Genomic DNA, 24,399 nt, shown 5'->3' on the forward strand with positions numbered 1-24,399 from the left:
CATCGGATCGACCGTCTCATGGAGAAGTTCGCTCGTCGGGCTCGATTCCAGGTTGATCGGGGAGTCCTCAGGGCCAAGACACGTCATCCGCCGACTTCGAGGGCGATCGCTTCAATACACGCCAAGGAGAATGGCCGGGACGGAACATGCGAGGAGTGCCCCGACGGAGAGGATCGGCGTGGCCCAGAGGGCCATCAGGCACCAGTCCCTCCGGGCGCTCGACGGCATCGTGAAGAGCAGAGTCAGCGTGGCGACGGCGGGGAAGACGACGGCATCGACCAGGGCGGCAATCAACACATACTCGCCTCGACCCATCTTCATGGCCATGGTAAGCGGCACGGCGCAGAGGCTGATGATGAGGATCACGGCCATGGATTGGCCGATCGAGAGCGCCCATCGCAAGGACCCGGGCGTGGCGTTCATGGCGTTCCCTTTTCGGTCGAGGCGGGATTCGTCGGGACAGCCAACGCGGGTAAGGCGGCCCCCAATGGGACATCCGGCAGGATGAGATGCCGGTGCCGCGTCTTGTCGGGGTCGAGCACCACCTTGGGCTTCCCGGCGAGGGCCGTGGCAATCGACTCCCAGTAGAGCCGGTGGTCGGTCAAGTTTGAGAACGGGGCACGCGCCGAGAGCTCGTCGAGGAAGGCGTCGGACTGCCCCGAAGCGATCGCGACGCGGGATGTCCGGTCGGCCTGGGCCCGGTTCACCGTCGCCTCGGCGCGACCTTGGGCCTCGGCCAACGTCTTGGACTCGTACGTCTCTCCTTCGATCGCCCGTCGCAGCCGATCACTCTCGGCCCTGGAGACGTCTCGATAGGAGTCGACGACCGGCAGCGGAGGATGAACATCCTGGAACGCAACCCCGACGATCACCAGTCCGAGACCATAGGCGCGGACTCGCTCCTGAAGGAGTCTCGTCGCCGCCTCTTCCGAAGCATGTCGGCCCGAAGTCAGCAGGTCGTCCAACCCGCGCCGGCCGACGACGGAACGGACCACCGACTCGGCGAGGGTGCGTAGGGCGTTCTCGGGATCTTCGGCCCCGAATGCGTACGACCGGAGCGCCTCGGTCCGCGAACCGTCGACGCGGTATTGGGCGATCGCCGCGAGCTCCACGAGTTGGCCGTCGCCCGTCAGGAGCAATGACTCGTCTTCCGCAAGCGCGACGACGCCTCGGTCATGCCGAGATTCCCAACGTACCGGCCCCTCGGCCTCGACGCGCTTCGAGCGGAACCCGAGCTCGACCGACCGGACTCGATCGGGGAAGACTCGCGTTACCCGTTCGATGGGCGGCGGCCAGCGGAGGTGCAATCCCGGCGCAAGTACGGCGACAAAACGCCCGTGGCGCCGGAGAAGTCCCAACTCGCCCGGACGGATCGTCGTCCAGCCCTTCGTCGCGAGCACGAGACCGATCGAGGCGAGTACCAGGGCCACGAGACCTCGCCAGCGCAAGGCGACGCGGTGAATCACGAACGAGGGGTCGAAGCGATCGTCGAACCGGGCGATGACCTCGCGGAGAGACCGCAGCGAGCGCGTCGGCACGAGCGAGGACCAGCCGCCGAAACCGAGCAGACGCATCGAATTCACCAAGACCAGGAACGAGCCGGCCTGGTGGAGGATCGCCGCGGCAACGGGCCCGAGGATCCCGAGCGCCGCCGCTCCCATCGCGAACGCATTCAACCCGAACGCAAAGCCGATGATGTTCTGGCGGATGATCGCGACCGTTGAACGTGACAGCCGCACCAGATCCGGGAGCACGCGCAACGGGTCGCCCAGGACGACGAGGTCGCCCGCCTCGGCCGCGAGGTCGGCGCCGATCCCGCCGAGGGCGATTCCGACGTCCGCCCTCGCGAGCGCCGGCGCATCGTTGATCCCGTCGCCGACCATCGCCACCCGACGCCCGGCCGCCTGCCGCTCCTCGACCCAGCGGGCCTTGTCGGCCGGCATCAACTCGGCGACGAGCGTCGAAATATGTGCCTTCCGAGCAACTGCCCTCGCCGCGTTCTCGCGGTCTCCGGTCAGGATCACGATCTCGGTGATGCCGAGATCCTCGAGGTCGTGGACGACATCGTGCGCCTCGGGCCTTGCCCCGTCTCGCGCCCCGATGAGCCCGGCCGGCCGCCCGTCCACGACGACGATCAACGGGGTCTCACCCCTCGCGTCGAGCGCCTCGAGGGCCGACTCGACCTCGTGTCCAACCTCGATCCCGTGTTCTTCGAGGAGTCGCCGATTGCCCACGAGGACCTGGGCTATGCGTTCGCCGTCGACCCGGCAGCGGGCCGAGACCCCGGCTCCGGGGAGCGCGATCACGTCGTTGGCGGCCTCGAAGACCAGTCCCCTTCTCGAAGCTTCCTGCGTCACGACTTCCGCGAGGGGATGCTTGATCGACGACTCGGCGGCGGCGGAGACGCGGAGCAGACCTTCCTCGTCCCAACCTTCGAGCGGGACCAGGCTCGCCAGCTCCGGCCGTCCTCGCGTCAGCGTCCCGGTCTTGTCGAACGCAAACGTGTTGCACGACGCGAGGCGTTCGAGCGCCTCCCCCCCCTTGATCAACACTCCATGGCGGGCGAGCCACGCCATGCTCGCCAGGATCGCCGCCGGGGTCGCGAGGATCAGGGCGCAAGGGCATGCGACCACCAGGACCGCCACCGTCCGGAACCAGACGTCGGGCCACCCCAGGGCATATCCCGCCACCAGAGTCAGGCCCGCGACGACTTCCACGACGGGCAAGAAGTAAAACGCCAGGCGATCCGCGGTCCGCTGGATCGGCGCCTTGTGATGCTGGGCCTCGGCGACGAGCCGGAGGACTTGGCCGAGCGTCGACTCGTGCCCGACCTTCTCCGCCCGGATGTCGAGCACACCGAATTGGTTGACCGTCCCCGAGTAGACCGAGTCGCCTTCCCCCTTGTCGACCGGGATCGACTCGCCGGTCAACGCGGCCTGGTCGACCGTCGAACGTCCGGCGACCACCGGACCATCGACGGGGATGCGCTCGCCAGGCCGGACCACGACCAGATCCCCTTCGACGACCTGGTTGGCGGGGACCTCGAGCTCAATACCGTCTCGACGGACCCTAGCCGTGCGGGGCGTCTGGTCGAGTAACCTACGGATCTCGCGCTGGGTCCGGTCGAAGGTGAGGGCCTCGAGGACTTCGCCGACCAACGCGATAAAGACGACTTCGGCCGCGACGAATGGCTGCCCGATCACCAAGGCCGCCAGGCACGCCTGCGCCAGGGCGATGTCGGCGCCGATCCGCCCATGCACGAGGGCCTCGAGTGCCCCATAAACGATCCTCGCGGCCCCGATGACCGCGGCCACCATCACGAGCGAGACCCCGCCCGGCTTCCGCCACGGCTCCCACCCGAGCCAATCGAACAGCACGTCCGCCCCGATCAGGAGCCCCAACACGGCCGTCAGGAGGTAGAGCGACCGACGATCATCGACAAGCGAAGACGCCCCCCCGCCTTCGATCGCCTGGGCGCGAAGGTGATGCATGTCGGCGGGATGATATTCGCGGTGCATGGTCGTCTCGGCGGGCTCGCATCCGGCGAGGACGGGGAAGGATCTCGGCGACCGGCGTGTCGACGTTCAAATCAAGGTGGGTACCGGCGAGGTTCACCGATGGCCGCCCCACAAACCCAAACCACACTACCGCAAGTCGCCCTCTAGGTCCACCGCCCAGGCCGCTTGCATTCAGGGGTGGCGTTTGTGAATCCCGCCAAGCTATTGGGTTCCCGTCGACGGCGCTCGGTGACACAATTAGGATTGGATTGAAAGATGGGTCAAGCACGGGCCCACAAGCTTCGGGACCTCGGTACGTGCGTCCCTGTTCATCGCCGAGTGAGCGACCGACCCAAAACCCGACCTCGACGTGAGACCCAAAGGTTTCCGAGGCGGACCATGTCGTCGATCGTTATACAAACGTCATCGCCGACTCGCACCGAAGCCTGGCTTCGTAGGGATGACATGATCGATATCGCCATGAGTTAAAAAATCATCATGATTACAGAAAACCAGGCAACACCCTCACCAGCTCATCACCGTCGATTGACCCTGCTCGACCTCATGATCGTGGTCGCGGGGGTCGCGGTCAGCCTTTGGGTCCTGCCGGAAGGAGTGATCCCGACCGCGGTGACGGCGTTCTCGATCATCACCGGGAAATACGGATACTATGCGAAGGCCCAATGGCTATCCATACTTTTTGTTCGATTTACATATCCTGTGACATTCATCTGGACGCTTACCACCGTGGCGCTCGCACTCACCCCGCCCTGTCCGCCGGCCCGTAGACTCGCCCGCCAACCGGGCTTTGTCGCCTGCGGCGTCGTCGTCATGACCGTGCTGATCGCCGGGCCACTAAACTACGCGATCTCCAGTCACAACTTCATCCCCGGACTGTCCATCTCGACGCGATTTCAAGTCGAGCTCGGTGAAGCCCTCACGTTTCGCCGTGGAGAAGGGGGCTTCGCCGTCGCGGCGGCCTGGTTGGTCCTGTGGGCCAACGGTCGCTGGCGAGCCCAGCCGAGTTTAGCGGATCGACTCGGCCGACTCGTGGGTCTTTTTTGGATCGTGACGATACCATGCGGATGGACATTGGCTGGCACATTCTAACGGGATTAATCCCACGATTTCACGATGGCAACGATCTGCTTTGTATGTTCCTCGGACAGGCCGGACACGACCGCCCGATCCTTGATCGTGTTGTTGATCTTCAACGACACAACGACCTTGCCATCGACGAGGATCACCACAGTTTTCCTTTGTGCTTCTCCGTGGCCGCGGCCATCTTCTTGGCCCCCTCCGCCGTGAAGCCCAGACCAAGGGCCGTTTCTTGACTCGCGTCGAAACTGGAGTAGGCCCGTTCAATCCCTTCCTCGGTGACAATCGCAGTCGAGTGACCATAAATTTTTTATGTCGTTCCTTCGACTTTCTCTTCCTTCAGTCCATCCCCGGGCTTCGAGTCGCCGAGGCGGATTTCCAACTTTGCCTCCTTTTGGATAGGGGCGGCCGTAGCGTCGTCGAGCGGGAACACAGGCCGCTCAAGCAAAGAAACACGACCATCTCGATTCGGGCGATCATTCCGACTCTCCTGCAGGCTAGAGACGAACTTGCTTCTTAACGGATCAATTCGTTTGATTGTACTAATTCACCCAAGCCAACGCTAAATCAATATTGTTTAGACATCATCCTCACTTGCCAAAAGAAAATCCATCTTTGCTCGAGGGATTTCTCCGAGGATAACGCTGTCGATCGTGATGCGAATCAGTTCAGTCCTTAGCCTCCGTTGATCGAATTGGCCACGCTTGCAGGGGACAAGACACGAACACGACGGAAACATCGAGTGGACGGTCGGAATCATGGAGTCCTCGATCCTGCGGAATTCAACCTCACGTCATCGGATCTCAGAGCCGTGTCTAATCGCGTCAGGGCACGCTTCCTGTCAAATGTCGGCGGAGATGGACGAGCAGCGTCCGGAGTTGACCACATCCGGTTCAATCAGGACCAAGCCCGGCGATCAAAGCCAGACGATCCTGCCAACATTACCCCAATCCACAGGGCTGAAGGTACGGCAACTGATAGACCGGCGGCGCCAGCCGGGTTAGAGTCGATCGTTAGTCAACGCGCGACACCCTTAAGAATTGAAAACGGGCGACGAGAGGAGGCCGGCGTGCGTCTCGGGGATCTTCGTGCATCAATCCTCTGGGTTTCTGCAGGCATGGTCGTCGGATGCTCGGGTGGGACGCCGACGGAAGACGTGGCCGCCTCCAAGAAGAACGTGAGTCGGATCGAGGCCGGTCCCGACGCCGCGAAACAGGCGCAGACGGCCCTGATCAACGCCAAGGCGGGCGACGTCGTCGAATTCGGGGAAGGCCGGTTCCCCTTCAAGACGACCCTCTCCCTCGACGTCAGCCACATAACGATCCGCGGCCAAGGGCCGGAGAAGACCATCTTCGTCTTCAAAGATCAGGGGCCTGGGACGGGGGGTGAAGGGTTGCTCGTGACGAGTAAAGAGGACGTAACCCTCCAGGACTTCGCGGTCGAGGACGCTCGGGGCGACTCGATCAAGGCGAATGGCACGAAGCGCATCATCTTCCGGAACGTCCGTGCGGAGTGGACAGGCGGGGCGAAGGAGTCGAACGGCGGGTACGGGCTCTATCCCGTTCTCTGCAAGGATGTCCTGATCGAAGGCTGTACGGTGGCTGGCGCATCCGACGCCGGGATCTACGTCGGCCAGTCCGAAGGGATCATCGTCAGGCGAAATACGGCCCGGCAGAACGTGGCGGGCATCGAGATCGAAAACTCGACACGTGCGGATGTCTACGAGAATCTCGCCACCGACAACGCCGGGGGTATCCTCATTTTCTCGCTCCCGGACCTGCCCACGAAGGTCGGCCGGCAGTGTCGGGTCTTCAAGAACAAGATCCTCGCGAACAACCACGCGAACTTCGCGCCCAAGGGGAACATCGTCGCCACGGTCCAACCCGGCACCGGCCTCATGATCATGGCCAACGACCAGGTCGAGGTCTTCGGCAATACCTTCGAAGAGAATCAAAACATCAGCCTCTCGGTCCTCAGCTACCTCATCACCGAGCGACCGATCAAGGACGAGAAGTACGACCCCTTCTGCGAGACGATCCACATCCACGACAACCAGTTCGCTTCGAACGGAAAGAAGCCGGGCGGCGCGATCGGCGAACTTCTGGTCAAGGTCGTGGGGATCCCCGTACCGGACATGCTCTACGACGGCTTCGCCAACCCCAAGTCGCTGGTCGACGGCAAGCTCCCGGAGTCGCTGGCCCTCAAGATCCACGACAACGGCAACGCCCGAATCGCCAGCCTTGATCCTTCGACCTTGGCCGCAACCTCCGGCACATCATCGGCCGCCGCAACGGTCCCGAAGATCGATCGGGGCCTGGAACCGTACAAGGGCTCCCACCCTCCCCTGGCTCCCGTTTCGATCGAGGGGATCCAGTGACGAGGACTTCGGCATTCGTGGGTTGGTTCGGGTTCCTTCTCGTGTTCGTCACGTCCTGCGCCCCCAAGAACGCGCAGGACGCCCGACCGTCCGGGCCTTTCCCGAAGCTGTCCCAATACGGCCTGTTCGCCGACGCGAAGGCGCAGACACCGGCCGACGGGGTCATCCCTTACGAGCTCAACACGCCCCTCTTCAGCGATTACGCCGAGAAATTCCGCTTCGTCAAACTCCCAAGCGGTTCGCATGCCACCTACCGCGAGGAAGACGTTTTCAAGTTCCCCGTCGGCACGGTGATCGCGAAAACGTTCGCATACCCCGTCGATATGCGCGATCCTGGCAAAGGGCGACGGCTCATCGAAACTCGGATCCTCAAACACGAACCAGAAGGCTGGGTCGGCCTCCCCTACCTCTGGGACGAGTCGCAAACGGAGGCCACGCTGGACGTGGCCGGCGACCTGGTCGACGTCTCCTGGATCCACCACGACGGTCGGCCTCGGACCAATAACTACATCGTCCCCAACGCGAACCAATGCAAAGGGTGCCACACGTCGGGCGAGTCGATGACTCCCATCGGCCCGAAGGCTCGCCACCTCAACCGAGAGGCCCTCGTCTCCGGCGCGATGGAAAACCAGTTGACCCACTGGACACGCCTCGGAGCCCTGACCGAGGCCCCTGCCCCGTCCGCTACACCTCGATCCGCCGTCTGGGACGACCCGTCAACGGGAGACCTCAACGCCCGCGCCCGGGCCTGGCTCGAGATCAACTGTGCCCACTGCCACAGCCCGCAGGGGCCCGCGAGAAACTCGGGGCTCGACCTGCTCGCATCGCAGAAGAACCCGACCGCGATCGGGATCGGCAAGACGCCGGTCGCCGCCGGGATCGGGTCGGGAGGACTCGCCTACGACATCGTCCCTGGCGCCCCCGATCAGTCGATCCTTGCGTATCGGATCGCCTCCACCCATCCCGGCGTCATGATGCCCGAGCTCGGCAAACGCCTCGTCCACGACGAGGGTGTCGCCTTGATCCGTCAGTGGATCGCCGCGATGCCTCCGGTCGCTTCCCCGCCTCGATCATCTTCCTCGGCCGGGCCCCTCGGCTTGCTCGATCGCCGGACGCAATCCGTCCTCGATGTCCCTTAATCTTCCCGAAGGACGGCGTGAGGGATCACCTGGGAAGAGGTGGTTCTCCTTCGTCCCCCTCGGGATCCTCTTCGTTCTGCATGGCCTGTTCGTCGGCCCAAGCGGCGAGCGCCTCGGGCGAGATCTCTTCGTTCGGCCGTTCGTGGAGGAGCGAGGGACGTTGGCGGATAGCCAGGGTGCGCCGAAGGCCCGACATCCAGCGGAGCAAGGAGAGGACGAACATGGCTCCGACCGCGATCGCCATCCAGGTCTTGGCTCCCCCTCGCTCGCCTCCCTTGGGAACTTCGGGCGGGGACCAACCGATTTTGCCGATGAGCACCGGCGACGTGTAGAACCCGAGGTCTTTGCCCGAGCGGTACTTCATCAACTTCAGGAAATAGCCGTTGAAGACCACGCGCTCCGAGAGGTTGTCACCGATCGGGAAGCCCTTGGGGGCGTCCTCGAAGACGCAGACATAGGGATTGCGCTGACTGTCGGAGGTGACCATCCAGGCTTCGTAGAGGCGGCCGGTCTTACTCAACTGACTTTCATAAGTCATCGCCCGCAGGACGGTGCCGAGGATGTGGATCGGCACCCCGCGATAGTCCTTGGGACGCTCCCAGACCTGGATCGAGAGCACGTCGCGGCGGCTCTCACGAGCGAGGACGTCGGGTGTCTTGCCCTTCGCCTGGTCCAGTAGCTTCTTGTACGCCGCCATGTCGCGAAGGCCGAGCGAGGTCTTGTCGGTGACCGTCTCGAATTCGACCGAACGGTCGGGCACGATCGGTGTGATTGGGACGGCCGCGACGGCCTCGGGTTCGCCGACCAACTGCCCCGAGTACAGATACTGCCAGAGGAAGGCCATCCCGCCGGCGAGGATCACCGTCAGGACGAGCAACCTCGGCAACTCCGTGCCCCGGAAGTACGTGTTGGGCGAATTCATTTTAACGACCTGGCAATGGATCAATGAAGGCGGATTTATCCGCAGATGACGCAGATGAATACAGATATTCTTAAAACAAAGAAATTATTCAAGAATTTTTTAATTCCAATCTGTGTTCATCTGCGGTTAAATCCGCCTTCTCTTGTTTTTATTCATTCCGTATTTCATCGGATCAAGGCTCGTTCTTCTCCTCCGGCGTAAGCTCGGCGAAGCTGAGTTTGGGCTCCTTCTTGGCGTCGGAGAAGGCCCGGGAGAAGACGTCGATGACTTGCATCAACGCCGAGTATTTCAAATCAGGGTCGACCTTGATCAGGGTCTGGTCGAAGGGCAGGTTGGGGTCGGTGAAGTAGACGTCGAGTTCCTTCTTGAGGGGCCCGAGGTCGTCGGACGTCAGGGCGATGTCGTTGTCACCGAGGGTAATCCGACCGAGCATTCCCCCTTCCCCCGCGCGGAGCGTCGTGGGGAGGGTCTTGAGGGACGCGGGGACGTCGGCGTCGGTCGGGGCCGACTCCGGCGACTCGGCCTTGATGTCGGTGGCCGGCGACGCGGGGAGCAGGTTCATGGCGAACTGCCCCTCCGTCGGCATCGGGTGGTAGGTCAGGATGAAGAACGTGAGGAGCTGGAACGCCATGTCGAGCATCGGCGTGATCGGCACGTCGAGGCTCTCCTCCCGTCGCTTTCTTCGATGACTCAAGGGGACGCTCCCGAATCAGGCCTCGAGGGACGAAGAGCCCAGAAGGGTCGGCGCGAGTCAATCTCGATTTGACTCAGGGCGCATTCATCGCCTTCAGGGCGAACTTCCGGAACCCATTCGCCTGGCAGGCCTGGATGAGTCCGAAGATCGCCGAGAAGTCGGTATCGCGGTCGGCGCGGAGGATGATGGTCGTCGGCAGGTCTTTGGTGGCGTTGAGCTTGACCCCGGCGGCTTTCATGTTGAACTTCACGAGGTCGGCCTGGTGCTTGATCTCGCCCTTCGCCTTGTGCAGCGGCATGTCCTCGCCCGCCATGAGCAGGTGGCCGTCGCGGCTGACGTTGAGGACGAGTCGGTCGTCGGTCGCGGAGGCATCCCCCTCCTCGATCGGCCTCGCCGACCCCGCGACCGGCAGCCGGACGCGTTGGTCGTAGTTCTGGTCGCTGAAGTTGATCACGAGCATGAAGAACGTGATCAACTGGAAGACGACGTCGAGGAGCGGGGTGAGGTTCGGCTCGGCTTTCGTCTCGCTGCTCATCGAGGCGGACATGTCGACGCCTCCTTCAGCTCGCCTTGACTTGCTTGGCCGCCTGGACGAGTGCGGCGATCGTCCGGTCGGCCACCTTGGTGACCTCCATGGTGATCACCGCGATCCGGTTGCGGAAGAACGAGAAGAAGAAGATCGCGGGGACGGCGAGCGCGACCCCTTCGAGCGTGATGAAGAGGGCCGTCGAGATCCCCTCGGCCACCTTCTCGGGCTTGGGCTGGGAGCCCGCGGCGGTCGCGATCTCCTGGAAGCTCATGATCATACCCCAGATCGTCCCGACCAGCCCGATCATCGGGCCAAGCTGGCCGATGATGGCGAGGTAGCTGATCCTCGACTCCATGCCGGTGACGAGCTCGTCGGTGGCGACGTTCATCGCCTCCTTGGCCTCCGCGCGGCCGTTGGGCAGGTTGGCGACACCGACCCGGACCACCTTGGCGAGGAACGACTCGTTGTCCCGGCAGGCGTCGTAGAGCTCCTGGAACTTCCGGTCACGGATCGCCGCCTCCATCTTTTCGATGAGCGCGGGGGGAGCCGCCTCGGAGACGCGGAGCTCCATGAAGAGCCGGATCACGACGGCGGTGAAGTAGATCGACAGGAAGAGGAGGAAGACGCCGATCGGTCCCGACGCATCGAACGCCCAGCGGAGGAGCGACTTCGGCTTGGGCGGGGTCGCCTCGGCGGCGGCGGCCGAGGCCGGGGCCGGGGTCTCTTTCGCCTCAGCGGGGGCTGCCTCTTTCGGCTCCGGTGCCGCGTCCTTGGCCGGTGCCGCGTCCTTGGCCGGAGGAGGCGCGACCTTGGGAGGCTCTTGCGCCCAGCCTCGGGTCGAGGATGCCGCCCACAGGACGACGAGGGTGCCGATCAGGAACAGGCCCCATTCCTTGGCCTGTCCACTCCACAAGCGGCTTGACAAGGGCAACGTCGACATCGCCTGAGGCTCCCTCGAAAGTGGGTGGCCGACACGAGCGTGAAGTTTTGTTTTGAGCGATTCCGTCATCTTCAAAACGGCGGCGAGGGCCACGCGCAACGATCGCGGCTGAGGATGCGCCGAGAGGGGAGTCGTCGCAACCGAAATCCCGAGCGGGACTCCGGTGTTGCCCCAATGCAATCACTATTCAAGGAACCCTTTCCGAAGTCAACTCCGTCGAGCCGATCGAGGTTGTTTCGTCCGCAGGGGTTTCTCATTCTTGAGGTTGCTCTCGCCACTCGGCTCGGAAAAAATGATACTACACCAGATACGATGAGGCGCGGACCCGCGCGAGGCCGTCCTCAACGACGTCATGAATCCCATACTTGAGGACGAGGCTCCCGGGTCGGGCACGAGGTCAATGCCAATGTCGAACCTGGTCAGTGTGGCCACGCTCCTCCTCCTGTGGGGGGCGCCCCCCGCCCCCTCGGCACCGACGGACCTCGTCTCCGCCCTGGAGAACGCGGTCGCGGACGCGATCGAGCGGGTCGAGCCTTCCGTGGTCGCCGTCGCCCGCGAGAAGTCGGAGAATGACGCGACCACGGCGATCCGGGGCCGGAACCCGCTCCCACCCGCCGGGCCGCTCAGCCCCGACACGCTGATGTTCGACTACGGCTCCGGCGTGGTGGTCGGCGGGTCGGGCGAGATCCTCACCGCCTTCCATGTCGTCAAGGGGGCGAGCCGGCTCCACGTCCGCGCCCTCGGCGCCCCCGAATTCGAAGCCGAGATCATCGCGGCCGACCCCAGGAGCGACCTCGCGGTCATCGCGCCTCGAGAGGTGCCGGGCGCCCCGGCGCCGAAGCTCAAGCCCCTCACTATCGGCGACGCAAGCGCCCTGCGTAAAGGGGCGTTCCTCGTGGCTCTCGGCAACGCCTTCAACGCGGCCAGGAGCGACGGCCGGCCTTCGGCGAGCCTCGGGATCCTTTCCAACGTCGCCAGGCGCCTCGAGCCCTCCCCGAATGAGCCACCTCACCTGGCCCTCAAGCACTACCCGACGTTGCTCCAGCTCGACGCGAAGCTCAACCTGGGCATGAGCGGGGGCGCGGTGGTCAACCTCAGAGGAGAGCTCGTCGGCCTGACCTCGAACAGCGCGAATGCGGCCGGATACGACGCGCAGGCCGGATACGCCATCCCGATGGACGCCCTCGGCCGAAGGGCCGTCGAGGCACTTCGCGAGGGCAAGGAGGTCGAGTACGGCTTCCTCGGGATCCAGCTCCATCGAGAGGGGGGCACCAGCCGAGTCAAGGATGCCGTGGCCGGGACGCCGGCTGCCGACGCCCTCGTCCGAGCCAACGACCTGATCACCGCGGTGAACGACACCGCCATCACGGGGATCGACAGCCTCATCCTGGCCATCAACGCCGTCCCCGCGGGGGCCAAGGTCACCCTCAAGCTCATCCGAGGCGACGAACGGATGGAACGCGTCGCCGAGGTGGCCAAGTTGCGGGTCGAAGGCGAGGTGATCGCCACCAACCGACCGACCGCCTGGCGAGGCCTCCGGATTGACTACACGAGCACGTTGCCCCAGGTCGCCTTCGGCGAGGACGTTTTGAAGGCCATGGCCGGTGGGGGGGTTGCCATCGTCGAGGTCGAGTCGGGCTCCGTCGCCGAGAAGGCCGGCCTCAAGGGGGGGCAGGTAATCCGGGCCGTCGACGAGAAGAACGTCCGCAACCCCCGCGACTTCGCCGCCGCCGTCGCGAACCGTGACGGCCCCGTTGTGCTCAAAACTGACGCGGGGCCGATTACTGTTCCCGCACCTTGACCCAAGACCAGAACCCTTTGTCGACCCGGAGTCCAGCGAGAGGTCGAGGCCTTCGCTCGATCGGGATCGTGCCGCGAAATGGGACTCGGGGCCTCTCGGGCCGCTTGATTCAGCCCGCCCCCTTCACAATCACCGGCCTCGAGCCGCCAGAGACCATCGACCTTTCATGATGACTACCGACGAACTCCGCGAACTCTATCTCGACTTCTTCGCTTCCAAAGGCTGCGTTCGACGGCCGAGCGATGTCCTCGTCCCGAAAGAGGACGCCACGGTCCTCTTTACCCCGGCCGGCATGAACCAGTTTAAGCGCGAGTTCATGGGTCTGGGAGATCCCAGTTTCACCCGCGCGACGACCTGCCAGAAGTGCATCCGGACCGGGGACATCGAGAACGTCGGAAAGACCGCATTCCACGAAACGTTCTTCGAGATGCTGGGGAACTTCAGCTTCGGCGACTACTTCAAACGCGAAGCGATCCACTGGGCCTGGGAATTCCTCACCAAAAGCTTGAAGCTCGACCCCAACCGTCTCACGATCACCGTCTACCTCGACGACGACGAAGCCTTCAACATCTGGCACGACGAGATCAAGGTCCCGACCTCGCGGATCACCCGCATGGGAGAGGACGACAACTTCTGGCCGGCGGGCGCCCCCACGCACGGCCCGAACGGCGTCTGCGGCCCTTGCTCCGAGATCTTCTACCACGGCAACGGCCCTAAGGAAGTCGAGATCTGGAACCTGGTCTTCACCCAGTTCAACCGGATAGGACCGGGCCAGCTCGAACCTTTGCCGAAGAAGAACATCGACACGGGTATGGGCCTCGAGCGTGCCGCCGCGTGCCTGCAAGGGGTCCCCACGGTCTTCGCCACCGACATCTTCAAGCCGATCGTGGCCTCCGTCGCGGACCAGCTCGGGGTTGAGTACGTCCCGTCCGACCCGAACGGGATCCGGATCCGCCGGATGGCCGACCACTCGCGAGCCCTGGCGTTCTGCATCCACGAGAACGTCCAGCCGTCCGCTAAAGAAGAGGGCTACGTCCTCCGCAGACTCCTCCGGCGCGCTGTGCTCGACGCCTACCAGATGGGCCACCGGGACCCGTTCCTTTACAAGATCGTCCCGACCGTGGCCGAGGTCATGGCTCGTCCCTACCCCGAGCTCAAAGAGAGTGTGCCGAGGATCCAGACCGTCATCCGTGAGGAAGAAGAGCAATTCCTCAAGAACCTCGAGAACGGTCTGAAGCGATTGGATAACCTGTTCCGCAAGACCAAGGCCGCAGGATCGGACACCGTCTCTGGCGCTGATGCCTTTAACCTCCACCAAACCTACGGCATCCCGGTGGAGATTACGGAAAGTCTCGCGTTGGACCAGAACCTGCGAGTTGACCTGGACACCTTCAAGACGGCCCAGGAAGAACATGCCGGGATCTCTCGAGGAGATGACGAGGCGGCCGACGTCTTCCGTACCGGCCCCCTCGACGTTCTGAAATCATCATATCACCATGGCAACGAGTTCCTGGGCTATACCACGACCGAGGCTGACGGCACCGTCATCGGCATCCTCGAACAGAACCGGCTGGCCGACTCGGCCACGGTGAACGGCGGGGCGCTCGTCGCCCTCGTCCTCGACCGCACTCCGTTCTACGGCGAGAGTGGTGGCCAGGTCGGCGATGTCGGCGAGGTCCGGGGTGACTCGTTCGTCTTCCAGGTGACCGACACCAAGAAGGACAATGACTTCACCCTGCACATCGGCAAGGTCGTCGAGGGGACGGTCTCGCTCAACAGCACGGCCCACGCCAAAGTTGACAACGACCGCCGCGACGCGATCCGCCGGGCCCACTCGGCCACGCACGTGCTTCACCACGCGCTCCACATCCACCTCGGCAAACACGCCCAGCAGGCGGGCAGCAAGGTTGAGCCCGACCGGCTCCGCTTCGACTTCGCCAACCCCGAGGCGGTCGGCCGCGAGCGACTCCACGCGGTCGAAGAAACCGTGAATCATCGGATCCTTCGGGCTGAACCGGTCTCGTGGTCGACGATGCCTATCGAGCAGGCGAAGTCGCTCGGCGCAATGGCGCTCTTCGGCGAGAAGTACCCCGAGGTCGTCCGCGTCGTCCAGATGGGCGAGTTCTCTCGCGAGCTCTGCGGCGGCACCCACCTCGACAACGTCGGGCAGGTCGGCCTCTTCAAGATCATCGGCGAGGAGTCGGTCTCCGCAGGGACGCGCCGGATCACCGCCCTGACGGGCAAGGCGGCGCTCGAGCACGTCCGCCAGGAAGAAGCCGTGCTCGCCGAGGTTGCCTCGACCCTTCGCGTCCCGCCGGGACTCGTCGGCGAGCGCGTGTCGGCCCTGTTGGAGGAGATCAAGGCCCTCAAGAAGCAGGCCGCCCAGCGTCGGACGGACGCGGCTCCGAAAGCCTCGCCCGACGAGATGCTCGCGACGGCCTCGAAGGTCGGCGACGTCTCCGTCGTGGCGCAGGCCCTGGAAAACGCGAGCCCCGACGAGCTCCGGCAGCTCATCGACGTCCTCCGGCGCAAAGCCGGGACCGGGCTGGCGGTCCTCCTGACCTCCGTCGCCGAGGGAAAGGTCCAGCTTGCGGCCGGTCTGACCCCCGACCTGATCGCCCGAGGCCTGCACGCCGGCCTCTGGCTCAAGGACGTCGCGCCCGTGGTCGGCGGCGGCGGCGGCGGCCGGCCCGACCTCGCCCAGGCCGGCGGGAAGAATCCCGAGCAGATCCCGGCCGCTCTCGAGAAGGCCCTCGAGTCGGTCAAGGCCAAGCTCGGAGGCTGACCACCCACGCGGTCGACGTTCTCTCGGGGGCAGGGATCCAAGTTGATCGCGGCCCAATTCGAGCCGAGAGGCCGACCCGACCGCAGGACTTCTCGGCCGAGGTGACGGCCTTCATGGCCGTCTCGCGGCTCGGGATCATTCGCCCCGAGCCTGCCAAGTTCCTACGCAGGGAAATCACCCTCGGCGAATATCGTCAGGTGGGACTGGCTCGGGGATTTCCATCACCACGTCGAACTTGACATCGATTGAATTCAGGAGGGCATCCGACTAGGATCGGATCCGGCCCAGCCTTGGACTTCTTCGCGCGCGTTGACCGTCTTGAAACGGAGTGCATCCCCGTGGCGATTCCTGTCTCTTGCGAATGCGGTAGGCAATTCCAGGTGGGCGAGGAGCACGCGGGGCGCCGAGCACGGTGTCCACAGTGCGGCCGGGAGATGATCATCCCGCACCCTTCGGCATCACCCTACGAGAGCCCGAAGTCCGGACTATTCCCGGATGATGCCGTGGGTCCCTTCAGCGGCCCCCCGAAGACCAGCGGAAAGGCGATCGCCAGCCTGGTTCTCGGGCTCTGCTTTTTCTGCAACCTCCTCACCGGCGTCCCCGCCTTGGTCTTCGGCTTCCTCGGCTTGAGCGACATCAAGAAGAGCCGAGGTCGACTGAAGGGACAGGGGATCGCGATCACCGGGATCGTCCTGGGCGGCGTGAGCTGCACTCTCGTCCCCATCGCCGTCCTGATCGCCCTCCTGCTGCCGGCCGTGCAGGCGGCCCGGGAGGCGGCAAGGCGGGCGCAATGCGTGAACAACCTCAAGCAAATCGGCCTGGCCCTGCACAACTATGAATCGGCCTACGGCCAGCTTCCCCCCGCCGCGAGCACGGACCGCGACGGAAAGCCGCTCCTGAGCTGGCGGGTCGCCATCCTCCCCTTCCTCGAACAACAGCCGCTCTACAACGAATTCAAACTCGATGAGCCCTGGGACAGCCCACACAACCAGCCGCTGGCCGCGAGGATGCCCTCGACTTTCCGTTGCCCAAGCGTCCCGATGCCGGAGAGCGACACGAGCGGCCTGACCGAGTATCAGGCGATCGTCGGCCCAGGGGCTTTCCTTGACGAGACGACCGGGACCAGGTTCGATTCGATGACGGACGGGACGGCCAACACGCTCGCGATCGTCGAATCCAAGGGAATGGTCGTCTGGACGAAACCCGAGGACATTCCGCTCGATAACCTCGCCCAGTCGAAGGTCTCGAGCTATCATCCCGGCGGCAACAACAGCCTCTTCGCCGATGGTTCCGTTCGTTTCCTCAAGGTCCCGACCATGAACCCGGCCAACTTTCATGCCCTCTGCACGAAGAACGGGGGCGAAGTCGTCTCGGCCGACTCGCTCTAGGCCAGAATCGACCTTGACGGTACGCAAACCGTCGATAAGATAGGCGTTTCGCTTCGTGGAATGAAGCAAGAGATCACGACGTCAGTTTAGGTAGCTTACGTTCATGAAGTGTTATCAGGCGAAGGCGGGGGAACTGACCAAGAACTGGTACGTGATCGACGCGACCGACATGGTCGTGGGCCGGCTCGCCGCGCAGATCGCACCAATCTTGATGGGCAAGCACCGACCCACGTACACCCCCTACATTGACACGGGCGACTTCGTCATCGTGACGAATGTCGACAAGGTCGTTTTCACCGGCAACAAGTGGCAGCAGAAGTTCTATCAGCGCTACTCGGGCCACCCGGGCGGGCAGAAGGAAGAGCAGGCCTGGAAGCTGCTCCAGCGTCGGCCGGACCGGATCTTGCATCTCGCGATCCAGCGAATGATGCCCAAGAACAAGATCGGTCGTCACATGCTTGGGAAGCTCAAGCTGTGCGTCGGCCCGCAGCATCCGCACCAGGCCCAGGCGCCGATCCCGTTGGAAGCGATCTCGGGCCGCCCCGCCTCCTCGGGCGCCCTGTTCGCTCCCAAGCCGGTCCCCAAGGCCCCGAAGGCCCCGGCCGCGAAGAAGGTTGCCAAGGCGGCCGCCGAGCCCGAGGTCACGACCCCGGTTTCCGACGTTCCTCCGACCACCCCCGAGCTCACGGCCCCGGCCGCCGAGCCCGGGCTCCCCGCCCCGGAACCGACATCGGAAGAGGGCTGAGCGACTTCCGGCTCGCCGCAAGGCGAGCCCTCGAGATTTTCAGGATTTGAGCGAGGGTGGCCGCTCCATCGCCCCCTTCCCTTTTGACGGCTTTCGAGGACTGACTTACCCATGGCCGCGACGGCAGCACAACCGTACATCTGGGGCACCGGCCGCCGCAAGACGGCCGTCGCCCGCGTCCGGATCCGCGAAGGGACCGGCAAGTTCATGGTCAATGACCTCGAGGTCAATGACTACTTTCCCCTCGAAATCCAGCAGAGCGACGTCCGCGCCCCTCTCACCACGACCGAGATGGCCGGCCGGATCGACGTCTTCGTCAACGTCCGCGGCAGCGGCAAGCACAGCCAGTCGGGTGCCGTCGTCCTGGGCCTGGCCCGTGCCCTGAAAGAGCACCGCCCCGACCTCGAGACCGCCCTCCGCGATCACGGCTTCTTGACCCGCGACGCGCGTATGGTCGAACGAAAGAAGTACGGGCACAAGAAAGCCCGCAAGAGCTTCCAGTTCTCCAAGCGCTGATCCGAATCGTCTCGTCGGTCTTCCGACGATCGAGCTTCGACACGGACCGTGGGAACCCTTCAACCTGGGTTTTCACGGTCTCTTTCATTGCGCTCTGTCCATTCCGATTCCAACGACTTCGCCTGGTGGCCGGATCGCTGCCGACCAGGATCTCCCTGGCGATTTCTTCGGGCAACGACTACGATCGAAAGAGGGTTGGTGGGGATCCTCTACCCATTTCCGCAAGGGCCCTCCGAGGTTGCCTCGATCGGATATCATCCCCCTCGATGCCGAGGGGATTCGCTCGGATTGTCACTCCTCAACGCCACGTCATGGGAGTCTTTCCAATGTCGGAGTCGTCAGCGCAGAACGTGTCGGCTGGTCCCCTGGTGGACCTCGACGATTGGGAGTCGGCCCACGTACCCCTCGACGCGGATGAGGAGGAGAAGCGTTCGAAGTTCCGCAACTACCGCGAGAACGTCCGGGCGGGAGTGCGCGAATTCTACCAACTCAATCATCGGTACCAGACTCTCGACTTCGTCCTGGGGAAGAAGCGCGAGTATCTCGCGAAGACCCGGCGCGAGATGGGAATCTGGGAGGCGATGGAATTCCTCAACACCCTCGTGGACGACAGCGACCCTGATACCGACTTCTCGCAGATCGAACACCTGATGCAGTCGGCCGAGGCGATCCGAGCGGATGGTCATCCGCGTTGGTTCATCCTAACGGGACTGATCCACGACCTCGGGAAGGTGCTCTGCCTCTTCGGCGAGCCCCAGTGGGCCGTGGTCGGCGACACCTTTCCCGTCGGGTGTCGCTACTCCGAGGAGATCGTCTTCCCCGAGTACTTCTCCGAGAACCCGGACTCCTCCGTCGCCGAATACCAGACGCCTTGCGGGATTTATTCGGAGCACTGCGGACTCGACCAGGTCAACCTCTCCTGGGGGCACGACGAATATCTGTACCACGTCGTCAAGGACTACCTCCCCGAGGAAGGCCTGGCGATGATCCGCTATCACTCGTTCTACGCCGGGCATCGGGCGGGTGAATACACCCACCTGATGACCCCGAAAGACCTCCGCATGCTCGACTGGGTCCGCGCGTTCAACCCGTATGACCTCTACTCGAAGGGGCACGCACGTCCCGACGTGGCCGCACTAACCCCCTACTACCAGGACCTCATCGCCGAATTCTTCCCGGCCAAGATTCGCTGGTGAACCTGGCTTCGAGACTGAGCCCTGGACGCCAAGACGCCACCGCGACCGTGCGACGAACTTCTCGTCGCACGGTCGCGGTGGCGTATGTATTGATCTCAGATTCTTTCAACAACAAAATCCCCCACTCTTGATCGCCAACACCGACACTCGACCGAGTGGCGGATAGGCCGAGTGAGGGTTAGTCAGTGGGATCGCAAGTCGAAACCGAGGAGCCGGCTTTTCTTCCTCGTTGGGGCGGGGAATCGTTGAGGAAGGTCGGTCCGGAGTCGATGGTCCCCCCGCCCCTCGGACGGCTCATCCGCGACCTAAGGCGGAGAGTCGTCCCCGGGCGAGAGAAGATTCGAGACCTGGAATGGCCAGGTCGAGTCGAGGCTCAGGCGGCGCGACGGCGGAGGCGACCACGCATGCCGAGGCCGGCGAGAGTGGTCAGGAAGAGCGCGGCCGTGGTCGGTTCGGGGACCGGCTTGACCGTCGAGATCGTGCTGATCCTCGCCTCGGCGGTCGTGCGGCCACCATTGGTCGTCGATGGCACGAGGGTCACCTTCAGGTCGGGGATCGTCAGCGTGTTCTGGTAGTTCCCCGTCTGGAACTGGATCGAGCCGATCGGGTCGAACGTCGCCTGGACGCTGGACTTGTCGCCGCCGGTGATCTTCCCGTCGAGGTAGCCGGTCAGGACGATCGGCGACTGGTTGGGATCAGGCGTCACGCCGTTCACCTGGTCGACGACCAGGGTGATCTTGAACGGGGTGTGCGTGTAGGTCGTGGTCTGCCCGGGCTGGAGCGAGGCCACCTGGAAGTTGCCGAGGCTGAAGTAGGACGTCGGGGTGAAGGTCGCGGAGTCGATGCTGCCGAAGCTGATCACGGGAGTGCCCGAAACCCCCGAGGAGTCGATCGAGCCACTCGTGCTGTACTGGATCAGGGTGCTCGCCGAGGCATCAGAGCCGGCGGCGAAGGTGAGTCCCATCGCGATGACAAGCGTCGACAACCCGCTCTTCCTGCGTACCATTCGCATCTGTGTTCCTCCTGAAATCGATGGTGCAATCCTGCATTTGGTACTGTCGAGTTGCTCAAGGTGAGGTCGAGCGGTGCGGAAGATACTCAACACCTCGCCGACTGTAAACCTCGATTTTTCGACTCGCCGGCATTTTTCCTCAAGGTTTCCTCATGTCTTGCCGACAGCCCGAAAGATGCCCTTTCAAGCCTCTCGAGACAACCGCCTGGCGGCTCATCTTCAGATCCTGGGACCCGGCGTTCGCAATCTTCGCGGCCAGATGCGAACATCACCAGCCCATCGACGACGAGTCGGTGATATCGAAGTCGCCGGCTCGTCGCCGCGTAACGATCGACGCGAGATTCCACCTCAAATCGAGGAGGGCTCTCACCATCGCCTTTCGTCACTTTATCTCGGGCTTGTGGGCGTCGGTTTCCTCAGGAACCCCGGCCAACGACGCCGCGGACACCGGCGATGACCCGCTCGATCTCTTCCGGGGTCGTGTAACACGCACAGCCGATCCTCACGAGCCCTTGCTGGGCGAGGCCGAGCCGTTCGACGACGATGGTCGCGTAGAAGTCCCCGTGACTCGCGAACACGCCCTCTCGGGCGAGGGACCGGCACACGTCGACCGATGGGCGATCGCCGACCGTGAACGAGACGGTCGACGTCCGAGCCCCCGAAGGGGGTGGTCCGTAGAGCTTGATCGACGCAATGCCCGAGAGGCCCTCCCAGAGTTGTGCGACCAGGGCGGAGCCCCGGTCGTGCAACGCCTGGAACGTCGCCTTGAGCCGAGCCCGACGCGTTGGGCCTTCCGCGAGCGAGGCGAGGAAGTCTACCGCCGCCGCCGCGCCGACGATGCCCTCGTGATTCTGGGTTCCCGTCTCGCAACGTTCCGGCGCCGAGTCCGGCGCCGGCCTGAGCTTCGGCACGTCGATCGACTGCAATAGATCCTGCTTGCCGTACAAGACGCCGACATGCGGCCCGTAGAACTTGTAAGCCGAGCAGGCGAGGAAGTCACAGTCCCAGGCACGGACATCGACGCTGCCGTGGGACGCGTAGTGGACCGCATCGACGAAGACCAACGCCCCGACCTCGTGGGCCAGCCTCGCGGCCTCCTTGACGTCGTTGATCGTCCCGAGCGCATTGGACGCCGCGCCGATCGCAAGGATCCGGGTCCGATCATTGAGATGCCGACGGAGGTCCTCCCAGTCGAGGATACCGTCTTCCGGACGCAGCTTGACCACCCGCAAGGTGATCCCTCTCTCACGCTCCAGGGCCTGCCAGGGGGCGAAATTCGCCTGATGATCGAGCTCGGTGACGACGATCTCGTCGCCGGGCCCGAGCCGACGACCCAGCGACCGCGCGAGATGGAACGTGAGCGTCGTCATGTTCGCGCCGAAGGCGACTTCCGATGGGGACGCATTCAGGAAATCAGCCAGCGCCTGCCTCGACTCCGCCAAACATTGGTCGGTCTCCTCGCTGGTCGGATAGGCCCAATGGGTGTTGGCGTTGTGATTGAGCAAATAATTCGTCATCGCCCCGACGACCTGTTGCGGAACCTGTGTGCCGCCCGGGCCGTCGAAATAGGCCACGAGGCTTGCACCGCTTCGTCGGCCCAGCGCAGGGAAATGAGAGCGGATGGCCGACGTCGGGGCCACCCGGTCGTCGGTCTTGACCTGGTGCGTCATGGGAGATTCCGGAAACTCGGGACGAGATGATGACTTCGAGCCACGATCGCCCTGACCATAGAACGGTCGAACCCAAGACGTCAATCCGGTGACGCAGTCCGACCCGGAGGATCGAGGCCGAGAGACAATGCGGCCCGCACACCCTTCGCGGTCGATCGTGGTACGATGCCCGCCAACGAACTCACGGGATCCTGCGGCATGGAATCACCTGGGAAGCCCCCTGCTCCGAGACGGCGACGTCTCACGACCTCCCCGCTCGTCATCGGGGTCGTCATCGGTTTGCTGGCCACCGTGTCCGTCGGCCTGAATACCCGATTCGCATCCCCGCCCCGATATGACGGAGCCGGTTACGCGATGCTCGGGCTGGGACTGTCCCAAGGGCTCGGCTACGTCGAGTTGAATCACCCCGACAGGCCACCACACGCCCATTTCCCCCCGGGCTATCCCCTCCTCCTGGCGCTCCTGTTTCGGGCCTTCGGGCCATCGACGGGGATGATCCACGGGCTCTCGGTCGTCCTCACCGTGGCCTCGATCCTCGTCTACACGCGATGGTTCCGCTCGCTCTATCCTCCCGAGACGGCGACGCTCCTCGGACTCGCGCTGGCCATCAATTGGACCTGGGGACGGATCGGGGGGACGATCCAGTCGGAGCCGTTGTATCTGCTTCTTGGGGCGATGATCGTGACGATCCTCCCCTGGGCAAGTCGTCAGGGCCCGAGGGGCGGCTTCGTGCTGGGTAGCTTGCTGGCTTCCGCCATCCTGACTCGCCACGTCGGGATTTGCCTTTTCGTGGCGATCGCGATCGACCTTGCGATCGCCCGACGATGGGCGACACTGGCGACGTCGACAATCGTCGTGGGCGTCTTGCTCGTGCCCTGGGTCTTCTGGCTCGAGGGGTCGGGCCGGACGACGCAGGCGGGCCTTTTCTCGCCCAAGGATCTGGTCACCAGCATCGCGAGCCAGGCCATCTTCTACGCGCGACGCATCCCCGATCAACTCGTGGGGCCGGTCGTCGAGGTTGCCACGGTCTTCGCGCGATCCCCTCGGCTCTCGTGGATCTCGACGGGCGTGGCCCTCGGCGTCTGCGTGCCGATCGGCCGGGGTTGGGTCCGACTGATCCGCAGCCCTAGGCGTCGTCTCGCGGGCCTCATCCCGCTGGCGACGTTCCCGCTCCTCGTACTCTGGCCCTTCACCGAAGCAGGTCGATTCTTGATCCCGCTCATCCCCTTCCTCATTCTCGGGGCCATGGAGGGGCTCGCCGCCTGGGGGATGCGGTTGGGATTCAAGCATCCAAAGCGCGTGGCCTCGGGGATTATCCTCCTTCTCTCGTTTCCCTATTCCCTCTATTCACTGGCCTCAGGGCGAGCCTCCGCGCAGGAAGCGACTCACGAAGGCTTCGATTCAGCCTGCGCCTGGATCACGGCGTACGGGGACCGTCCTGGGCCGGTGCTTGGCCGGTATCCCGCGGACCTCTATTGGCAAACGGGCCGGAACGCCCTGGAGTTCTCGGAAACCCCGGGTTCGATCGACGACGCGATCCGCCGCTATGGTGTCGCCTACTTCGTGGTCGACGAAACGCCGTTTGCCAACGCGACGAAGGATCCCTTGGCGCTCTACGTCGAGCAACACACGAGCGGCACTTCGCGTGTCTGGGGGCCCCGCCGCGGCGTGTCCGTACACGTCCTCGCACCATTCGAGGAAACGCGATCGGGCTCGAACTCACGGTGATTCGGGGCCTCGCGAGATGAATCCGAGGGTCCGGAGCCATCAGCCAGAAAAACACTCGCACTCCGCGTGGACACTTCCGGAGACCCGTCCTAGGCTGTTGATGGGTTGAGCGTTAGACGACTTCCGACGAATTCGACGGGGTCGCCGTCAAGTCCGGTTGGGGGGATCCGCATCGTGTCGCCTTCGGTCAACGTGCCGGAGAATCCGGTATTGACCGGAAAGTACCGAATGTCCATACTTCTCCGGACAGGAGTGCTCCGCCCACATGATGTACACCAAGGGTGGTTGATACCGGGTTGGGTCACGGATGACGAGCCATAAACCGTGTCACTTTGCGCAAGCTCCGCGAGTCATTCCTGTTC

18 protein-coding genes and 1 pseudogene are annotated in these 24,399 nt (G+C 64.0%); 10 read left to right on the plus strand and 9 right to left on the minus strand.

Annotation, left to right across the window (positions count from 1 at the left end; genetic code table 11):
* Positions 1-111: 111 nt before the first annotated feature.
* Positions 112-423, minus strand: a complete 312-nt coding sequence (locus ACYOEI_RS09345) for a hypothetical protein (protein WP_462849155.1) — start codon at positions 421-423, stop codon at positions 112-114.
* Positions 420-3,518 (minus strand): cation-translocating P-type ATPase family protein, encoded by a 3,099-nt coding sequence (locus ACYOEI_RS09350; protein ID WP_462849156.1) that lies wholly within the window; start codon positions 3,516-3,518, stop codon positions 420-422. Before ACYOEI_RS09350 ends, ACYOEI_RS09345 begins: the two co-directional genes overlap by 4 nt.
* 477 nt (positions 3,519-3,995) lie before the next feature.
* Here ACYOEI_RS09350 and ACYOEI_RS09355 point away from each other — a divergent pair, with 477 nt between their 5' ends.
* Positions 3,996-4,607, plus strand: coding sequence for a hypothetical protein (locus ACYOEI_RS09355; protein ID WP_462849157.1), 612 nt, complete (start codon positions 3,996-3,998; stop codon positions 4,605-4,607).
* A 5-nt stretch (positions 4,608-4,612) separates the two neighbouring features.
* Here the strand turns inward: ACYOEI_RS09355 and ACYOEI_RS09360 are convergent, their stop codons facing one another.
* Positions 4,613-4,744 (minus strand): hypothetical protein, encoded by a 132-nt coding sequence (locus ACYOEI_RS09360; protein WP_462849158.1) that lies wholly within the window; start codon positions 4,742-4,744, stop codon positions 4,613-4,615.
* 920 nt (positions 4,745-5,664) lie between these two features.
* Between ACYOEI_RS09360 and ACYOEI_RS09365 the strand changes: the two genes are divergently transcribed.
* Together ACYOEI_RS09365 and ACYOEI_RS09370 are read left to right on the plus strand one after the other, a co-directional pair.
* Positions 5,665-6,972, plus strand: coding sequence for a parallel beta-helix domain-containing protein (locus ACYOEI_RS09365; RefSeq protein WP_462849159.1), 1,308 nt, complete (start codon positions 5,665-5,667; stop codon positions 6,970-6,972).
* Complete coding sequence (locus tag ACYOEI_RS09370; RefSeq protein ID WP_462849160.1) at positions 6,969-8,111, plus strand: SO2930 family diheme c-type cytochrome; 1,143 nt, start codon at positions 6,969-6,971, stop codon at positions 8,109-8,111. Before ACYOEI_RS09365 ends, ACYOEI_RS09370 begins: the two co-directional genes overlap by 4 nt.
* 25 nt (positions 8,112-8,136) lie before the next feature.
* On the opposite strand, the gene ACYOEI_RS09375 is transcribed toward ACYOEI_RS09370, so the two are convergent.
* The 4 genes from ACYOEI_RS09375 to ACYOEI_RS09390 all read right to left on the minus strand — a co-directional run bounded on the left by ACYOEI_RS09375 (position 8,137) and on the right by ACYOEI_RS09390 (position 11,196).
* Positions 8,137-9,033 carry a hypothetical protein gene (locus ACYOEI_RS09375; protein WP_462849161.1) on the minus strand — a complete coding sequence of 299 codons (897 nt, stop codon included), beginning with the start codon at positions 9,031-9,033 and terminating at the stop codon, positions 8,137-8,139.
* 172 nt (positions 9,034-9,205) lie between these two features.
* A complete protein-coding gene (locus ACYOEI_RS09380; protein WP_462849162.1) occupies positions 9,206-9,727 on the minus strand; it encodes an ExbD/TolR family protein in 522 nt (173 codons plus the stop codon).
* 73 nt (positions 9,728-9,800) lie between these two features.
* Positions 9,801-10,274 carry an ExbD/TolR family protein gene (locus tag ACYOEI_RS09385; protein ID WP_462849163.1) on the minus strand — a complete coding sequence of 158 codons (474 nt, stop codon included), beginning with the start codon at positions 10,272-10,274 and terminating at the stop codon, positions 9,801-9,803.
* 13 nt (positions 10,275-10,287) lie between these two features.
* A complete protein-coding gene (locus ACYOEI_RS09390) occupies positions 10,288-11,196 on the minus strand; it encodes a MotA/TolQ/ExbB proton channel family protein (RefSeq protein ID WP_462849165.1) in 909 nt (302 codons plus the stop codon).
* A gap of 406 nt (positions 11,197-11,602) precedes the next feature.
* On the opposite strand from ACYOEI_RS09390, the gene ACYOEI_RS09395 reads away from it, so the two are divergent.
* From ACYOEI_RS09395 to ACYOEI_RS09420, 6 genes and pseudogenes are all read left to right on the plus strand, one after another.
* Positions 11,603-12,997 carry a trypsin-like peptidase domain-containing protein gene (locus tag ACYOEI_RS09395; RefSeq protein ID WP_462849166.1) on the plus strand — a complete coding sequence of 465 codons (1,395 nt, stop codon included), beginning with the start codon at positions 11,603-11,605 and terminating at the stop codon, positions 12,995-12,997.
* Between the two features lie 169 nt (positions 12,998-13,166).
* Positions 13,167-15,782, plus strand: coding sequence for an alanine--tRNA ligase (alaS, locus tag ACYOEI_RS09400; RefSeq protein ID WP_462849558.1), 2,616 nt, complete (start codon positions 13,167-13,169; stop codon positions 15,780-15,782).
* Positions 15,783-16,216: 434 nt separating this feature from the next.
* Positions 16,217-17,170 (plus strand): DUF1559 family PulG-like putative transporter, encoded by a 954-nt coding sequence (locus tag ACYOEI_RS09405; protein ID WP_462849167.1) that lies wholly within the window; start codon positions 16,217-16,219, stop codon positions 17,168-17,170.
* 103 nt (positions 17,171-17,273) lie between these two features.
* Positions 17,274-17,696 (plus strand): annotated as a pseudogene (gene rplM / locus ACYOEI_RS09410) (50S ribosomal protein L13); the annotation flags it as partial.
* Between the two features lie 330 nt (positions 17,697-18,026).
* Positions 18,027-18,431: a 30S ribosomal protein S9 gene (gene rpsI, locus ACYOEI_RS09415; RefSeq protein WP_462849168.1), complete on the plus strand. Its 405-nt coding sequence runs from the start codon at positions 18,027-18,029 to the stop codon at positions 18,429-18,431.
* Positions 18,432-18,757: 326 nt separating this feature from the next.
* Positions 18,758-19,627, plus strand: coding sequence for an inositol oxygenase family protein (locus tag ACYOEI_RS09420; protein ID WP_462849169.1), 870 nt, complete (start codon positions 18,758-18,760; stop codon positions 19,625-19,627).
* Positions 19,628-20,000: 373 nt separating this feature from the next.
* Here ACYOEI_RS09420 and ACYOEI_RS09425 read toward each other — a convergent pair whose 3' ends face one another.
* Together ACYOEI_RS09425 and ACYOEI_RS09430 are read right to left on the minus strand one after the other, a co-directional pair.
* The gene (locus tag ACYOEI_RS09425; RefSeq protein WP_462849170.1) at positions 20,001-20,639 is read right to left on the minus strand and encodes a PEP-CTERM sorting domain-containing protein; all 639 of its coding nucleotides are present in this window, start codon (positions 20,637-20,639) and stop codon (positions 20,001-20,003) included.
* 416 nt (positions 20,640-21,055) lie between these two features.
* On the minus strand, positions 21,056-22,309 hold the full coding sequence (locus tag ACYOEI_RS09430) for a cysteine desulfurase-like protein (RefSeq protein WP_462849171.1): 1,254 nt from the start codon (positions 22,307-22,309) through the stop codon (positions 21,056-21,058).
* A 198-nt stretch (positions 22,310-22,507) separates the two neighbouring features.
* On the opposite strand from ACYOEI_RS09430, the gene ACYOEI_RS09435 reads away from it, so the two are divergent.
* Complete coding sequence (locus tag ACYOEI_RS09435) at positions 22,508-24,037, plus strand: glycosyltransferase family 39 protein (protein ID WP_462849172.1); 1,530 nt, start codon at positions 22,508-22,510, stop codon at positions 24,035-24,037.
* Positions 24,038-24,399: the final 362 nt, after the last annotated feature.

Source organism: Singulisphaera rosea (assembly GCF_054877945.1).

Bases quoted from the DNA above. Each gene is read 5' to 3' on its own strand.
- ACYOEI_RS09420 (WP_462849169.1), top strand. From the start codon at position 18,758: ATGTCGGAGTCGTCAGCGCAGAACGTGTCGGCTGGTCCCCTGGTGGAC.
- ACYOEI_RS09425 (WP_462849170.1), bottom strand. From the start codon at position 20,639: ATGCGAATGGTACGCAGGAAGAGCGGGTTGTCGACGCTTGTCATCGCG.
- ACYOEI_RS09390 (WP_462849165.1), bottom strand. From the start codon at position 11,196: ATGTCGACGTTGCCCTTGTCAAGCCGCTTGTGGAGTGGACAGGCCAAG.
- ACYOEI_RS09405 (WP_462849167.1), top strand. From the start codon at position 16,217: ATGATCATCCCGCACCCTTCGGCATCACCCTACGAGAGCCCGAAGTCC.
- ACYOEI_RS09430 (WP_462849171.1), bottom strand. From the start codon at position 22,309: ATGACGCACCAGGTCAAGACCGACGACCGGGTGGCCCCGACGTCGGCC.
- ACYOEI_RS09350 (WP_462849156.1), bottom strand. From the start codon at position 3,518: ATGCACCGCGAATATCATCCCGCCGACATGCATCACCTTCGCGCCCAG.
- rpsI (WP_462849168.1), top strand. From the start codon at position 18,027: ATGGCCGCGACGGCAGCACAACCGTACATCTGGGGCACCGGCCGCCGC.
- ACYOEI_RS09355 (WP_462849157.1), top strand. From the start codon at position 3,996: ATGATTACAGAAAACCAGGCAACACCCTCACCAGCTCATCACCGTCGA.
- ACYOEI_RS09375 (WP_462849161.1), bottom strand. From the start codon at position 9,033: ATGAATTCGCCCAACACGTACTTCCGGGGCACGGAGTTGCCGAGGTTG.
- ACYOEI_RS09435 (WP_462849172.1), top strand. From the start codon at position 22,508: ATGGAATCACCTGGGAAGCCCCCTGCTCCGAGACGGCGACGTCTCACG.
- ACYOEI_RS09385 (WP_462849163.1), bottom strand. From the start codon at position 10,274: ATGTCCGCCTCGATGAGCAGCGAGACGAAAGCCGAGCCGAACCTCACC.
- ACYOEI_RS09395 (WP_462849166.1), top strand. From the start codon at position 11,603: ATGTCGAACCTGGTCAGTGTGGCCACGCTCCTCCTCCTGTGGGGGGCG.
- ACYOEI_RS09345 (WP_462849155.1), bottom strand. From the start codon at position 423: ATGAACGCCACGCCCGGGTCCTTGCGATGGGCGCTCTCGATCGGCCAA.
- alaS (WP_462849558.1), top strand. From the start codon at position 13,167: ATGACTACCGACGAACTCCGCGAACTCTATCTCGACTTCTTCGCTTCC.